This window comes from Bradyrhizobium lablabi (genome assembly GCF_900141755.1).
In the GTDB taxonomy this organism is placed as follows: Bacteria; Pseudomonadota; Alphaproteobacteria; order Rhizobiales; family Xanthobacteraceae; genus Bradyrhizobium; species Bradyrhizobium lablabi_A.
On the sequence record NZ_LT670844.1, the window covers coordinates 547614 to 561703 of the forward strand.

Annotated in this window: 13 protein-coding genes; 5 read left to right on the top strand and 8 right to left on the bottom strand. The window is 62.0% G+C overall.

Annotation, left to right across the window (positions count from 1 at the left end; translation table 11 throughout):
* Positions 1-129 precede the first annotated feature (129 nt).
* Entirely contained in the window at positions 130-1449 is a 1320-nt protein-coding gene (locus tag B5526_RS02620) for an ABC transporter substrate-binding protein (RefSeq protein ID WP_079536639.1), read from the bottom strand.
* Positions 1450-1481: 32 nt separating this feature from the next.
* Positions 1482-2549 (bottom strand): ABC transporter ATP-binding protein, encoded by a 1068-nt coding sequence (locus B5526_RS02625; RefSeq protein WP_079536641.1) that lies wholly within the window; start codon positions 2547-2549, stop codon positions 1482-1484.
* Positions 2550-2775: 226 nt separating this feature from the next.
* Here B5526_RS02625 and B5526_RS02630 point away from each other — a divergent pair, with 226 nt between their 5' ends.
* The 5 genes from B5526_RS02630 (at position 2776) to B5526_RS02650 (ending at position 7757) form a co-directional block, all read left to right on the top strand.
* Positions 2776-4584 carry an IlvD/Edd family dehydratase gene (locus tag B5526_RS02630; protein ID WP_079536642.1) on the top strand — a complete coding sequence of 603 codons (1809 nt, stop codon included), beginning with the start codon at positions 2776-2778 and terminating at the stop codon, positions 4582-4584.
* Between the two features lie 110 nt (positions 4585-4694).
* Positions 4695-5429, top strand: coding sequence for an SDR family oxidoreductase (locus B5526_RS02635; RefSeq protein WP_079536644.1), 735 nt, complete (start codon positions 4695-4697; stop codon positions 5427-5429).
* Between the two features lie 92 nt (positions 5430-5521).
* On the top strand, positions 5522-6268 hold the full coding sequence (locus B5526_RS02640) for an SDR family NAD(P)-dependent oxidoreductase (protein WP_079536646.1): 747 nt from the start codon (positions 5522-5524) through the stop codon (positions 6266-6268).
* A 330-nt stretch (positions 6269-6598) separates the two neighbouring features.
* Positions 6599-7279, top strand: coding sequence for a site-2 protease family protein (locus tag B5526_RS02645; protein WP_079536647.1), 681 nt, complete (start codon positions 6599-6601; stop codon positions 7277-7279).
* A 40-nt stretch (positions 7280-7319) separates the two neighbouring features.
* A complete protein-coding gene (locus B5526_RS02650; protein WP_244562180.1) occupies positions 7320-7757 on the top strand; it encodes a hypothetical protein in 438 nt (145 codons plus the stop codon).
* Positions 7758-7763: 6 nt separating this feature from the next.
* Here B5526_RS02650 and B5526_RS02655 read toward each other — a convergent pair whose 3' ends face one another.
* From B5526_RS02655 to B5526_RS02680, 6 genes are all read right to left on the bottom strand, one after another.
* Entirely contained in the window at positions 7764-8555 is a 792-nt protein-coding gene (locus B5526_RS02655; protein ID WP_079536649.1) for a TonB family protein, read from the bottom strand.
* 17 nt (positions 8556-8572) lie between these two features.
* Positions 8573-9046, bottom strand: coding sequence for a TonB system transport protein ExbD (gene exbD / locus B5526_RS02660; RefSeq protein ID WP_079536651.1), 474 nt, complete (start codon positions 9044-9046; stop codon positions 8573-8575).
* Between the two features lie 3 nt (positions 9047-9049).
* Positions 9050-9982 carry a tonB-system energizer ExbB gene (exbB, locus tag B5526_RS02665; RefSeq protein WP_079536652.1) on the bottom strand — a complete coding sequence of 311 codons (933 nt, stop codon included), beginning with the start codon at positions 9980-9982 and terminating at the stop codon, positions 9050-9052.
* 223 nt (positions 9983-10205) lie between these two features.
* The gene (locus tag B5526_RS02670) at positions 10206-12665 is read right to left on the bottom strand and encodes a TonB-dependent receptor (RefSeq protein WP_244562181.1); all 2460 of its coding nucleotides are present in this window, start codon (positions 12663-12665) and stop codon (positions 10206-10208) included.
* 150 nt (positions 12666-12815) lie between these two features.
* Positions 12816-13229, bottom strand: coding sequence for a DUF2946 family protein (locus B5526_RS02675; protein WP_079536654.1), 414 nt, complete (start codon positions 13227-13229; stop codon positions 12816-12818).
* 262 nt (positions 13230-13491) lie between these two features.
* Positions 13492-13953, bottom strand: a complete 462-nt coding sequence (locus B5526_RS02680; RefSeq protein ID WP_079536656.1) for a MarR family winged helix-turn-helix transcriptional regulator — start codon at positions 13951-13953, stop codon at positions 13492-13494.
* Positions 13954-14090 lie beyond the last annotated feature (137 nt).

Consider the following 14090-nt stretch of genomic DNA (forward strand, 5'->3'; position numbering starts at 1 on the left):
CAAATCCCTAGAGACGAAATCCCATAACACTAGCGATGCCGTCGTTACCGGCGCACGCGGCGGAATATTCCGCCATGTCGCCGATCGGGCGGGCCTGCATTACTGTCTGCGGCCCGCCCGATTGTACCCTCAGCGATAGATGCGCTTCAACTGCCGCTCGCAGTCGGAGATCGCGCCCTTGGCGTCCTTGGTGCCGGTGCAGTAATTGGCGAACATGTCGACCACCAGGAAGTCGGCGATCGCGGTCGCGGCCTTCTCGCCGGGCGTGCCGATGCCGGAAGCCGGAAGCGCGCGCTTGGAGGCTTGCGCGAACACCGCGTTCTTCGGGTCCGCGGTCCATACCGGCGAGGAGTCGTAGGCGTTCAGCGTGTGGGTGAGATAGCCCCGCGCGCCGGACAGCCATTTGTCGAAATTTTCCTTCTCCAGCATGAAGGCGATGAAGGCCTTCGAGGCGTTCGGATATTTGGTGAAGTTGAACGCCAGGATTGGAACCGCGAGCTGCAGTTCGGTCGGCTTGCCGACCGGACCGACCGGCATCAGCGCGTGATAGGTATCCTCGGCCAGATCCTTCTTGGTCGGGTCATCCTTCGCGGCCACGTAGATCGAGATCCCGTTGGCGGTGCAATAGAGCTCGCCCGACAGGAACGCCTTGTTGTTGGACGAGTCGTTCCAGGAGGCGACACCGGGAATGAATGTTTCAGATAGCGCCTTGCAATATTCCAGCGCCTTCACGGTCTCCGGCGAATTGATGATGACCTTGTCATCCTTGTCGACGGTATAGGCGCCGTGACCCCACAATACCCAATGCAACCAACCATTGGCGTCACCCGTGGCATGCCCAAGGGCAAAACCGGCCGGCGTATTGTTCGCCTTCATCGCCGTGCACATCGCAAGGAAGCCCGGGAAGTCCGTCGGGAATGTTGAGAAGCCGGCCTTGTCGGTTGCCGACTTGCGGTAGGTCATGTAGCCGCCAATGGTGGCGACGGGAATGCCGAGCCAGTCGTCGCCCTTCTTGACGGTCTTTGCCGCCGCATCGGTCCATCCGCCGTATTTCTTGCCGAGGTAATCGGCGACGTCGTTCATGAGCAGCACTTTGGTCGGGAACAGCTGCGGCAGCGTGTGCAGGCCCCAGGCCAGATCGAGGCCCGAGCCGGTGTTCGCCGCGACCGAGGCTTTGGGTTGCACGTCCTCAAAAGACTCGCTGAACACGTTCATTTCGGTGCCGGTGGCGGTCTTGAACGCCGCGACCATGGCATTGAAGGCATCGTCTTCCGCCGGAACGAAGCGCTTCCAGCGCATCACAGTCAGTTTGGCGCCCGGTTCGGCCTTCCATGGCGAGGTATCCGCCCAGGCCTTGGCAAAGTCGAGGAGCGCCGGCCCGGTAAGCGCGCCGGCCGCAGCCAGCGCGGTGCCGCCCTGAAGCAGAGTGCGGCGGGTAAAATCATGCATCGTCTATCCTCCCTCTAGTGTTTTTTGATTTGTTAGGCATTCAGTCGTTTGCCCGTCGTCTCATCGAACAGATGCACGAGGGACGGGTCGGGTTTCAGCCGGATCTTGTCGCCCGGATTGAATTGATGGCGCTCGCGGAAAACGGCGACGACCTGCTCGCCGCCGAGTTTGGCGAACACCTGCGTTTCCGAGCCCGTCGGCTCGACCACGATAATCTCGGCTTCGGCGCCGTCGTCCGCGATGGTGAAGTGCTCGGGCCGGATGCCATATACCGCCGGCCGGCCATCGGAATTGGCGGGCACCGAGGCGACCGGAAGTTTCACCCCGTTCGGCCCTTCAAAGCCGGCGCTGCCGTTTGACTTCACCTTGCCTTTGAGGAAATTCATCGCCGGCGAACCGATGAAGCCGGCGACGAACTGGTTGTCCGGCTTGTCATAAAGTTCGAGCGGCGATCCCATCTGTTCGACGATGCCGTCATGCATCACCACGATCTTGTCGGCCATGGTCATGGCTTCGATCTGGTCGTGGGTGACGTAGACGGTGGTGGTTTTCAGCCTCTGGTGCAGTTCCTTGATCTCGGTGCGCATCGCAACGCGCAGCTTGGCGTCGAGGTTGGACAGGGGCTCGTCGAACAGGAACACCTGCGGATCGCGCACGATGGCGCGGCCCATGGCGACGCGCTGGCGCTGTCCGCCCGACAATTGCCGGGGATAGCGATCGAGCAACGGCGTCAGTGCCAGGATTTCGGCGGCGCGATTGACCCCCTTACTGATTTCGGCGGCGCCGGCGCCGCGCAGTTTGAGCGAAAAGCCCATATTGTCGGCGACCGTCATATGCGGATAGAGCGCATAATTCTGGAACACCATCGCAATGTCCCGCTCTTTCGGCTGGACATTGTTGACGACACGGTCGCCGATCGAAATCGTCCCGGAAGTGATGTTTTCCAGCCCCGCGAGCATCCGCAACAGCGTGGATTTGCCGCAGCCGGAGGGGCCGACCAGGACGACGAAGGCGCCGTCCTCGATCGGGATCGTGACGCCGTGCAGGACCTCAAAGCCGCCAAACGATTTCCGCACGTCGCGAATCTGCACCGACGACATACATTCCCTCCTCGATCTGCCTAAAACCCCGCGGTAAATTCCGTGGGTCGTCCTCTTATTTGATCGGGGTCATACCAGACTTTTCCGGCGCTGTCGTTGGATCAAAGTCGTAGGGGTTCCCCTCACGCCGCCAACGTTGCGGAGGGGACGGGGGCGTGGCAGACATCTGGTCGAAGTTACGAAAATGACGCCCCAAGCTTTAAGGGTGTGCGCTGCGGGAGAAACCATGAACAAGCCCCTTACATCAGTCACCAGACGCAAACTCCGTTCCAGCGAGTGGTTCAACAACCCTCACAACCCCGGCATGACTGCGCTCTATCTGGAGCGCTACCTCAATTACGGGCTGACCCGGGAGGAACTGCAGGCCGGCAAGCCGATCATCGGGATCGCGCAAACGGGTAACGACCTGTCGCCCTGCAACCGCCATCATCTCGAATTGGCGCACCGGGTGCGGGAGGGAATCCGTGCCGCCGGCGGCATCGCCATGGAATTCCCGATGCACCCGATCCAGGAAACCGGCAAACGCCCGACCGCGGCGCTGGACCGCAACCTCGCCTATCTGGGCCTGGTCGAAATCCTGTTCGGCTATCCCCTGGACGGCGTGGTCCTGACCACCGGCTGCGACAAGACCACGCCTGCCTGCCTGATGGCGGCGGCGACGGTAAATATGCCCGCAATCGTGCTCTCGGGCGGGCCGATGCTGAACGGCTGGTTCAACGGCGAGCGCTCTGGATCCGGCACCGTGGTCTGGAAAGCGCGCGAGCGGCTTGCCGCCGGCGAGATCGACTACGAGGAATTCATGAACATCGTGGCCTCCTCGGCGCCCTCGGTCGGCCATTGCAACACCATGGGCACCGCCTCGACCATGAATTCGCTGGCCGAAGCGCTCGGCATGTCGCTGCCGGGCTGCGCGGCGATCCCCGCCCCCTACCGCGAGCGCGGCCAGATTGCCTATGAAACCGGCAAGCGCATCGTTGGGATGGTCTGGGAGGATCTAAAGCCGTCCGACATCCTGACGCGAAAGGCGTTCGAGAACTGTATCGTGGTCAATTCGGCGATCGGCGGCTCGACCAATGCGCCGATCCATATCAACGCGCTCGCCCGCCATATCGGCGTGGAGTTGTCGATCGACGACTGGCAGAAGTACGGCCACGAAATTCCGCTGCTCGTGAACATGCAGCCGGCCGGCTTCTACCTTGGCGAGGAATATCACCGCGCCGGCGGCGTGCCGGCGGTGGTCGGCGAATTGATGCGCCACAAGCGCATCCACGAAGACGCCATGACCGTCAACGGCCACACCATGGGCGACAACTGCCGCGATGCGCCAAAACCCGACGGCGACGTGATCTGGAGTTTTGACAAGCCCTTGGTGAAGGACGCCGGCTTCCTGGTGCTCCGCGGCAACCTGTTCGACTCCGCGATCATGAAGACCAGTGTCATTTCAAAAGAGTTTCGCGACCGCTATCTGATCAATCCCAAGGATCCGAACGCGTTCGAGGGCCGCGCCATCGTGTTCGAAGGGCCGGAGGACTATCACGCGCGGATCGACGATCCCGCGCTCGATATCGACGAGCGCTGCATCCTGTTCGTGCGCGGCACCGGCCCGATCGGCTACCCCGGCGGCGCCGAGGTCGTGAACATGCAGCCGCCGGCAGCACTCATCAAACGCGGCATCCTGTCGCTGCCCTGCATCGGCGATGGACGGCAGTCAGGGACCTCAGGCTCGCCGTCGATCTTGAATGCGACGCCGGAAGCCGCCGCCGACGGCGGACTGGCGATCCTCAAGACCGGCGACAAGGTTCGCGTCGACCTCAACAAAGGCAGCGCCAACATTTTGATCTCCGATGAGGAGCTCAAGAAGCGGCACGCCGAACTTAAAGCAAAAGGCGGCTTCCCCTACCCGGCCAACCAGACGCCGTGGCAGGAACTTTATCGCAAGACCGTCGGCCAGCAGGCCACCGGCGCCTGCATGGAGTTTGCGACGCGCTATCACGACATCGCAGGCCGGGTCGGCGTGGCGAGGGATAATCACTAGGAGTCGTAACCGTCATACGCGGGCTTGACCCGGCAATCCATCGCTCTTCAAGGGAGGATGGATACGCGGGTCAAGCCCGCGTATGACGACTGTAAAATACGGGAGAAAAAATGTCAGACCGCCTCAAGGGCAAACGCGCATTCGTGACCGCGGGCGCGGCCGGCATCGGCCGCGCCTGCGCGATCGCCTTTGCGCGCGAAGGCGCCACGGTGTTTGCGACCGACATCGACGAGAAGGGCCTTGCAGCGCTCAAGAGCGAGGGCGTTTCCGAAGTGGCGCGGCTTGACGCGCGCGACACTGCGGCTGTTGCCGAAATGGCAAAACGGGTCGGCAAAATCGACATCCTGCTCAATGCGGCGGGCTTCGTGCATCACGGCACGGTGCTGGAATGCTCCGACGACGACTGGGATTTTTCGTTCGATCTCAACGTCAAGTCGATGCACCGGACGATACGGGCATTCTTGCCGGGCATGCTGGAGCAAGGCCGCGGCTCGATCGTCAACATCTCCTCCGCCGCCGGCGTGTTCAAGGCTGCCCCCAACCGTTATGTCTATGGCGCGACCAAGGCGGCGGTCGCGGCACTGACGCGCGCGGTCGCCGCCGATTTCATCACCAGGGGCATCCGCTGCAATTGCATCTGCCCCGGCACCATCGAGACGCCGTCGATGCTCGACCGCGCCGCCGCCGCAGGCCCCGGCGGCCGTGAGATGTTCGTCTCCAGGCAGCCGATGGGACGGTTGGGCACGGCGGAGGAAATCGCCGCGCTGGCGGTTTATCTCGCGAGCGACGAGAGCGCCTTCACGACAGGCATTGCGCATCTCATCGATGGCGGCTGGACGCTGTGACTCTTAACCCCGCCCCGCAAAAGAGCGGGGCGAGGGAGCGGACCCCGGCGCGGCGAGAGCGATGACAAAATTAAAGTGAAAGGAATTTCCCCATGAACAAGATCGATCTCAACGGCCGCAGCGCCGTGGTCACCGGCGGCGCCCAGGGTTTTGGGCGCGCGATTACCGAACGGTTTGTCGCCTCGGGTGCAAAAGTCGCGATCTGGGATCATGACCTGCCGCTCGCCGAGAAAACCGCAAAAGAAATCGGCGACGCCGTCACCGCGTTCAAGGTCGACGTCTCTGATCTCACCGCGGTCGAGAAGGCACGAGACGCGACGATCAAAACGCTCGGCAAGATCGACATCCTCGTCAACAATGCAGGGATCGCCGGTGTCAACAAGACCGTGTGGGAAACCGACCTCGACGAATGGCGCAAGGTGTTGCGCATCAATCTCGACGGCCCGTTTATCTGCTGCAAGGCGATCGCGCCCGCGATGATCAGCCAAGGCTACGGCCGCATCGTCAATATCGCCTCGATCGCGGGCAAGGAAGGCAACCCCAACGCGGCGCACTACTCGGCCTCGAAGGCCGGCCTGATCGCGCTGACAAAATCGCTCGGCAAGGAGCTCGCGCAGCACGACATCCTCGTCAACGCGGTGACGCCGGCCGCCGCCAAGACCGCGATCTTCGACCAGCTGACGCAGCAGCACATCGACTTCATGCTGTCCAAAATTCCGAAAGGACGTTTTGTCCTGGTGGAAGAACTCGCGGCCATGGTGGCATGGCTGGCGTCACAGGATTGCGCGTTCTCCACGGGCGCGGTGTTCGATATTTCGGGCGGACGGGCGACGTATTAGTCCTCCTTCTCTTCGTCATTGCGAGCGCAGCGAAGCAATCCATGTTCCCGTGCGGCACACAAAGCTGGATTGCTTCGTCGCGGAGTCTGTCATCGGGCGCGCCTTCGCGCGACCCGTTGGCTCCTCGCAATGACGACAAATGCTTTTGGTGACATTCATGATCAGGGAAGGTGGATGTCTGTGCGGCGCGAAAAAATGGACTGGGTGAAGCTGGACGACGGTCTGCCGCAATATCCGGGGACGGCTCCCTGAGGCGGGAGCACTGTTCGCGCCGGTGGTTCATGAATACATGCTAGCATAACGCATCAGTTGAACCGGTCAGGCCACCCATTGAACATCTCCCTCTACGACATATCGGTCTGGGTCATCCCCCTCGTCATCGCCATCACCTTCCACGAGGCCGCCCACGGTTTTGTCGCGCACCAACTCGGCGACGATACCGCCTGGAAACTCGGCCGCGTCACCTTCAATCCCCTAAAGCATATCGACCCCTTTGGCACCCTGATCCTGCCGGCCATGCTGCTATTGGCGCACTCGCCGTTCCTGTTCGGCTACGCCAAGCCGGTGCCGGTGAATTTTCGCGCACTGCGCCATCCGCGGATCGACATGGTCTGGGTGGCGCTGGCCGGGCCTGCCACCAATATCGCGCTGGCTTTGGTCGCGGCGCTGGCGTTCCATGTCGTGGGCTACCTGCCGCCGGATGCCGCGCAGTGGCTCGCCGACAATCTCAAAAATGCGCTTGTTATCAATGTCGTGCTCGCGGTTTTTAATATGCTGCCGATCCCCCCGCTGGACGGCGGGCGGGTCGCGGTGGGCCTATTGCCGACATGGCTTGCCGCACCGTTGGCCCGGCTGGAGCCGGTCGGGATGCTGATCCTGATCGGAATTCTGATCGTGCTCCCCTTGGCGGGCTCGCAGTTCGGTCTAAATCTTGATGTTATCTCGGCGATACTGCGGGTCATGACCGGATTTATAATCCAGCTACTTTTGGTGGTAACCGGCAACGGGTAGTGCGACGTCTCAAAAAGGAAAGCCGAAAAGGCTTGCGGGCATGGCGATCAAAGCGGCGGATATGTTGATAGCGCGACGTGCCGACACCCGGGCGAGAGCGGATTTTGCGACCTGGAAGATGATGGCGAAGCTCAATGGCGCCTCCGCCCTGCCCGCCCAGGCGCAAAACTTCCTGGAAAGCTACAAGACCCTGCTCAAGGAAATGCCGGAGCCGGAGGCCACCGAGGCCACCATCAATACGATCTACAAGAGCTATTACGTTGAGATGGGCGGAGCTGGCGCCGCGCCGGAGGTTCCCGCCCATTCGAGCAACAAGGCGACCAATAACGTTACCGCCTTCAAGCGGCCGCCCGCCCAGCGCAAATCCGCGCCGCGGCAGGTCGCGCAAGGCCCGGGCGCAAAACCCAGGCTTCCCGTGGCGCTGATTTTCGCCTGCCTGGTCGTCGTCTATGTCGGGATCCGGTATTTCTGGCAGTGATGGCGATCAGCTCCGCCCCTTGATCTTGAAAATCACCGGCAAGGTAAAGCTCAATCCCTCGTCAGCGACGGCCGGCGGAGGCGGCGGTACCGGATCGGACCGCCGAACCATCGCGAGCGCCGCCTCGTCGAAGGCCGCGTCGCCGGAACCCTTGACGATGCTGGTCGACAGCACGTGGCCCATCCGGTCGAGCTCGAAGCTGACGACGATCTCGGCGGTTTTCTGCGAGCTCGCGGGGTAGCGCTTATGCTTGTCGAGGTGAGCCATCAGGTCCTTCTGCCACGTGGCGCGCAAGCGCCGCGCGCTCTGACCCGTGCCCTGCGCGGGAGCGACCGAGCGCGGCGCTTCTGGAACAGCCTCGGTGCTGGGTGTTGCGGTTGCCTCCACAGCGACCGATTCCGTTGAGGCCGAGGTCTGCACCGCGGCCATCTTGGTATCGTCCTCCGTGGGCTTCTTCTGGTCGTTTGGCGTTACCACCCGATCTGGCTCTGCGGTTTCGGTGGGTACTTCCTTCGGCAGCTCCGTCTCTTTCAGCTCCGCCTTCTGTTCGGCCTGCGCGGGCGAAGCGACCGAAGCATCCGTATCCGGACCCGCCGGCAAGTCGGTGGGCTCAAGACGCGGTGACGTCATCTCCAGCCCGATCTCGATCGCGGGTGCGCCAAGGGAATCGTCCGGATCGTCGGCCTCAAGATGCGCGAATGCCAGCGCGGCACCACCGAGGTGAAGCGCAAACGCCGCTATGCCGGCGAGAATCCATAGCCGGCGGGAAGGTTTTTGTTCGGTATCGAGCTCGGACATCTCGATCTATCAACCGCTCAAGGTTTCGGGTTTGCCGGCGCTGAAGGCGGCAACACCGTATCAGGAACGCCTTCCAGCGCCACCAGCTTGATCTTCGAATAGCCGCCGGCGCGCAGAATTTCCAGCACGTCCATCAGCTCGCCATAGGGCACCGACCGATCGGCGCGCAAGAAGACAAAGCGATCTTTGCTGGAATCGGCCATCGCATCGAGCGAGCGGACCAGGTCGACCCGCTTGACCGGGTTTTCCCCGATCGCAACCGCCAGATCGGGCTTGATGGTGACATAGGTCGGCTTGTCCGGTTTCTTCTGCGGGGTAGCCGTCGAGGACGGCAGATCGACGGGAAGATCGACGGTCGAGAGCGGCGCCGCCACCATGAAGATGATCAGAAGGACGAGGATCACGTCGATAAACGGCGTGACGTTGATCTCGTGAGTCTCGGCGAAATCATCGTCGTCGTTGAGATCGGTATCTGCGAATGAAGCGCCCATCGCCTACTCCGCCGCGCGCGATTGCGAACCAACATGGGTGCGGTCGAGGTCGCGGGACAACAGCCGCGCTGCCGCGCCCGACGCCCGCGCCACCAGTTCGAGGTAGCCCTTGGTCATGCGCGAAAAATGATTGTAGATGATCACGGCCGGGATCGCCGCGGCGAGACCGAAGGCGGTCGCGAGCAGCGCTTCGGCGATGCCGGGCGCGACCACGGCGAGGTTCGTCGTCTGCGATTTCGAGATGCCGATAAAACTGTTCATGATGCCCCACACCGTGCCGAACAGCCCGACGAAGGGCGAGGTCGCGCCGATGGTCGCGAGCACGCCCATGCCGAGCCTGATCCGGCGCGCCTCGGCGCGTACGATCTCGGCAAAGCTCGATGCCGCCCGCTCCTTGATGCCGGCATCGCTGGAAATGCCCGCCGACAGCCGCGCCTCGCGCATCGCGGCGGCAAGCAACGACGACAGCACGCTGCCCTTGGCGCCGAGCACGAATTGCGCGTCCGCGAGCGACCTCGCATCGGCGATCTTGTCTAGCGCCGCGCGAAGCTTGCGCCGGATCAACGACAGCTCGATCATTTTGGCGATGAAGATGGTCCAGGTCACAAGCGAGGCAAAGGCGAGCCCGATCATCACCGCCTTGACCAGGATATCCGCCGACAAAAACATCGACCACGGCGACAATTCGCGCGGCACGGCGATCGTCGATTTCAGCGGCCTTGCGCCATCGGCGCCTGCGTCCGAGGGGGCGGGCGTCGGAGTTGCAGGAGCGACCGCCGACGGCGCGATTGGCGCGGCTTGCGCCGGAACCGCCGCCGGTTGCGACGCGGCCTGCGGAGGGGCCGCGTTCTGTTGCGAAAACGACGGCGACGCCGGGACAAGCATCGCAACCGCGAAGATCACCGCATGGATCGCTCGAAAAGATGAAGTGTTCATATTTCGGCCCAGTGGAGGATCGGAGGGTAAGCTATGCATGCAGTCATTCACATCTTTTCCGCGACGCCGACGTAAAAACCACGACGCGGGCCGAATTGCGGCGCAAACGCCACGCATACCCGATCCGCCCCTGATTTCGTACGCCTTGTCGACCATATTGAACGACATCGAAAGATATCCCGACGCTGACCCGGATGCAGGATGGCACGTGGCATCCGGTCAGCTATATCTTTTTCGAGATGCCGACGAAGTAGCCGCGGCGCGGGCCGAACTGCGACGCGAACACGCCGATGCCGCCTGCCTCCCTGATCTCGTAGATCTTGTCGAACAGATTAACCACGTCGAAACGGATCGTTAGCGGCTTGGGATCGTTGGGCAGCAGGAATTCGCGCTTGATCCCGACATTGACCTGCGTGTAGGCCGGCACCGAGCTGATATTGGCGTCCCCGGAACGCAGGCCGCTGCCGTAGATCATGTCGGCGCTCAGCTTGGTTCCACACCACGACATCTCGCCGAAAGACGCCGGCCGACCGCAGAATTGGTAAATTGCGCCCGCAGAGGCGGTGACGAACTGGTTGTGATCCGTGTAGATAAAGTGGGTCTGGACGTATTGAAACCGGGTCAGACCGCCGAGATCGGCGAGCGGCACGGTGTTGTCGAACAGAAACTGGTTCGAGACCACGTCGCTGGCCCGCTGCTGCGCCACGGCAACGTTGCCGTAGGCTTGGAAGTTTCCGCTATTGAACTTCGTGTGGAATTCGATGCCCTCGTTCCAGCCGTTGGCATAGTTGAATGCGCTCAACACCAAGGCCTGCCCGAAAACGCCATTGTCGATCAGGTCCTTGGCGGTCTTGTAATAGGCATCGACGCCGAGTTCGAGACTGGAGCAGTCCTTCGGCGAGGAAGAGGTGCATCCGAGCGGGATCTTTTGATCGACGCCCACATCGTAGTAATTCGAGCGCTCCGGCAGGACCGGGTCGTTGGCCGCGCCGGCCGACGCTGCTCCGGTCGTATTGTTGAACAAGGCGATATTGGCGGGAGCCGCCTCCACCAGCACCGGCGGCGTGAAGTAGCGCGCATAGCCGGCGTGAAACGTGGTGTTCTCGAAGGGCTTGTAGGTGGCGCTGAACCGCGGGCTGAGCTGGTTGGCGCTGATAAATTGCTCCATCTGATCGAAGCGCAAGCCGGTATTGATCGTGAATTGGTTGGTGAGTTTCCACTCGTCCTGCGCATAGACCCCCATCAGCACGCCCAGTTTCGAGACGTTATCGGTGATCGACACCGGCTGCCCATTGTCGGTGCCGTCGCAGATCATGCAGGGCTCGACCAATGATGTGTTGCCGACGAATACCTGCTCGCCGCTGACCGTGAAGCCGGCGCGCAGGGTGTGGGATGAATTGACCTGATACGCGCCGTCGCCCTGAATGCCGTTGGTGTAGGAGGTGCGGGTGACGGTCGAGGCGATGCCGTTGAGCAGAAGATCGCCGACCGGGTCCGGCAAGAAGTGCAAATTGTTGTAGCGCGTGAAATAGGACAACTGCCCGTCGAAGCCGTTGGCGGATGTCTGCACCGACAATACGCCAAAGTGAGTGAGCTCCCACTGGTTTTCGTTGAGGTGTGCTGAATCGAAACTGGTGACGCCGAATGCGTTGGTGACAAATCCATTTTGTCCAATCGGCGCACCGGGAACATTGGGAATCTGAAAGTTGTTGTTGGCGGTGCCGGCGATCAGGCTGACCCGAGTGGTCGGGTCGATGAAAGCGGACATGTAGGCAAAGCCCCTCTCCTGCTGGGAGAAATCATGGATCGCATTGTATGCAGGCGTCGGATTTTCGATTCCTACGGTGGTCTGCAGATAGCGACCGGTGAAGTAATACTGGACGCCGGGAAAGCAGTCCGCGGCAGCCGGCGGCGCCTTGACATAGCCCGGCGTGGTCGCGGGCGTCGCGGCACAGTTGCCGCCGAACGTGCCGCCATATTCGACGCTTGGCGTAATGGTTCCATGGCTGCCGCCGTACACGCTGACGGAGCCGCTGTTGTTGAAAAGATCGTTGCGGGTCGTGATGTCGACGAGACCGACCGTGCGCAGCCCGAATTCGGCGGGCAGCGCGCCGACGACCAGGGCCATGGTGCCGACAAAGCTGGTGTCGAAAATGCTGCCAAAGCCGGTGAGCCCATCGGGCAGCATCACCCCGTTGATGCGGAATTGGACGTTGCCGTGGTCGTTGCGGACATGAAGCAGGCCACTGGCGGCGGAATCCTGCGAGACCCCGGGGGCCTGGAGCAGCACTCTCTCGACCGACTGATTGTCGCCTTGCGGCAGATCCTGGATGGTCTGGTGGCTGATCGTAGCGGAGGTCGTGCCGACGGTTGTATAAATATTGCTACGTGCCTGATCGAAGACGCTGCTCTTTGCGGCAAGCTGCGCGGCCGGCGAAACCGGCGCCGGCGGCGCGCTCGGCGGGGACACTGCGCGCCGGGCAGCCAAGTGCGGCTTCGGCCTCTGCTTCGGTGTGCCGGCCACCTGCCTTGGCGCCTCCACCACGATGTTGGGAAGCGCGGTCGTGCCGCTTCCCGTAGCAGGCGTCTGCGCCTGGGCCGGGCTGCCGAGGCCGGAGAGCAGCATGAGCGAAGCTGCGCCGGAGGCGGCCAACATATGTTTTGCGAATACTGATACTGACATTGCCCCGTTTTCCGATGAAGCCGCGGCCAAATTCGTGATCAACGAATTCGGAAGCGCTTGCCGTCGCGTCCGACGGACCGATTTCGATTCCTGCCCGAGGATCGGCCGCGCATGAGGCGGCGATCCCTCCGGGGACACAAACAATCGATCTCAGGAAACCGGGGGAGCGCGGGGCTGGAAGGCGACACGCGCCGAGTTCAGATGGACGAACTCGGCATCGGCGGTCAGGTACAAGAACTCCACCGCTTGCGGCAGCAGCAAGAGCGGTGGCGTCGCAAACAAGACGGTGTTGGCGAGCGCGATCACCGCACAGATCGCGCAAGCATCACCTGATGACTGGTCGTGATCGGAGCCAGGCTGCTGCTGGCCCGACTGGCTTACCGCGTCGGGCGCGGTAAGATCGACGGCCGTGGGATATTCGGACTGCGTCGCGCCGGATTGAATGGCGGGCGCCGCTTGCGCTGCGAGCGAATGGAAATGCCCGAACGCCAGCCCAAACTGCACTGCCAGCGCAAACAGCGCCAGCCGTGAGCCGGCTTTGATGTGCGATCGGAACCACTTCATATCAGCATACGCCTCCGCCGCACCGTCCGGAATGCTGTCCGGCCGCTCGCGATGTTACACTATAACATCTCAGGGATTATTGTTGTCTGTCAATGGCCTTCATCGGCAACTTGGTTTGCATGAGGCGTATTCGAGAAACTGTGGGTTCAGCGCAACGCTGTCGTACGTTTCCGATCGTCCTTCATCGCAAGCGCTGCGCATGAACGCTCAATTCAAAAAGCGCGCGACATCGCAAGCGCGACGGTCAGACTTCGCAATCGGATTACTTAGCCGCGATGTCGTCGCGCGGTTCGGCGAGGCCCTTGATCCGCTCCTTGATGTCTCGCAGCGTCTGCAGGCTGGTTTCGATCGCCTCGGTCGGAATCTCCTGCAGCACATCGGTGGCAATGGCGTCGCGCAGACTGTCTAGATCGTCGACAAGCTGACGGCCGCTCGCGGTAAGAAACAGCCGGTTGGCGCGCCGGTCCTTCGGGTCGTGCCGCCGCTCGAGCAGGCCATGCTCGACCAGGCGATCGAGCAGGCGCACCAGCGAGATCGGCTGCAACTCGAGCACGTCGGCGAGATCGACCTGCGACAATCCCTCTTGCTGGCGCAACCGAAACAGCACGATCCACTGCGCGCGCGTGGTGCCGCGAGCCTTGGCGCGATGATCGATGTAGTTGCGCAACAGCCGCGAGCTCTCTACGAGTTGCGCAACGAGTTGGCGTTTCAGATCGAGCGACATATACTGTGGCGCTCCCTCAAAGCTTTCCAATTGTTTAGAATTCTCAAGCCATAGTGTGTTTACACATTAAGTGCACGCATATTATATCTGTGCGTCCTTGGAACCGTTTTGAAGACCCGTTAATTAGTTTCCGGACC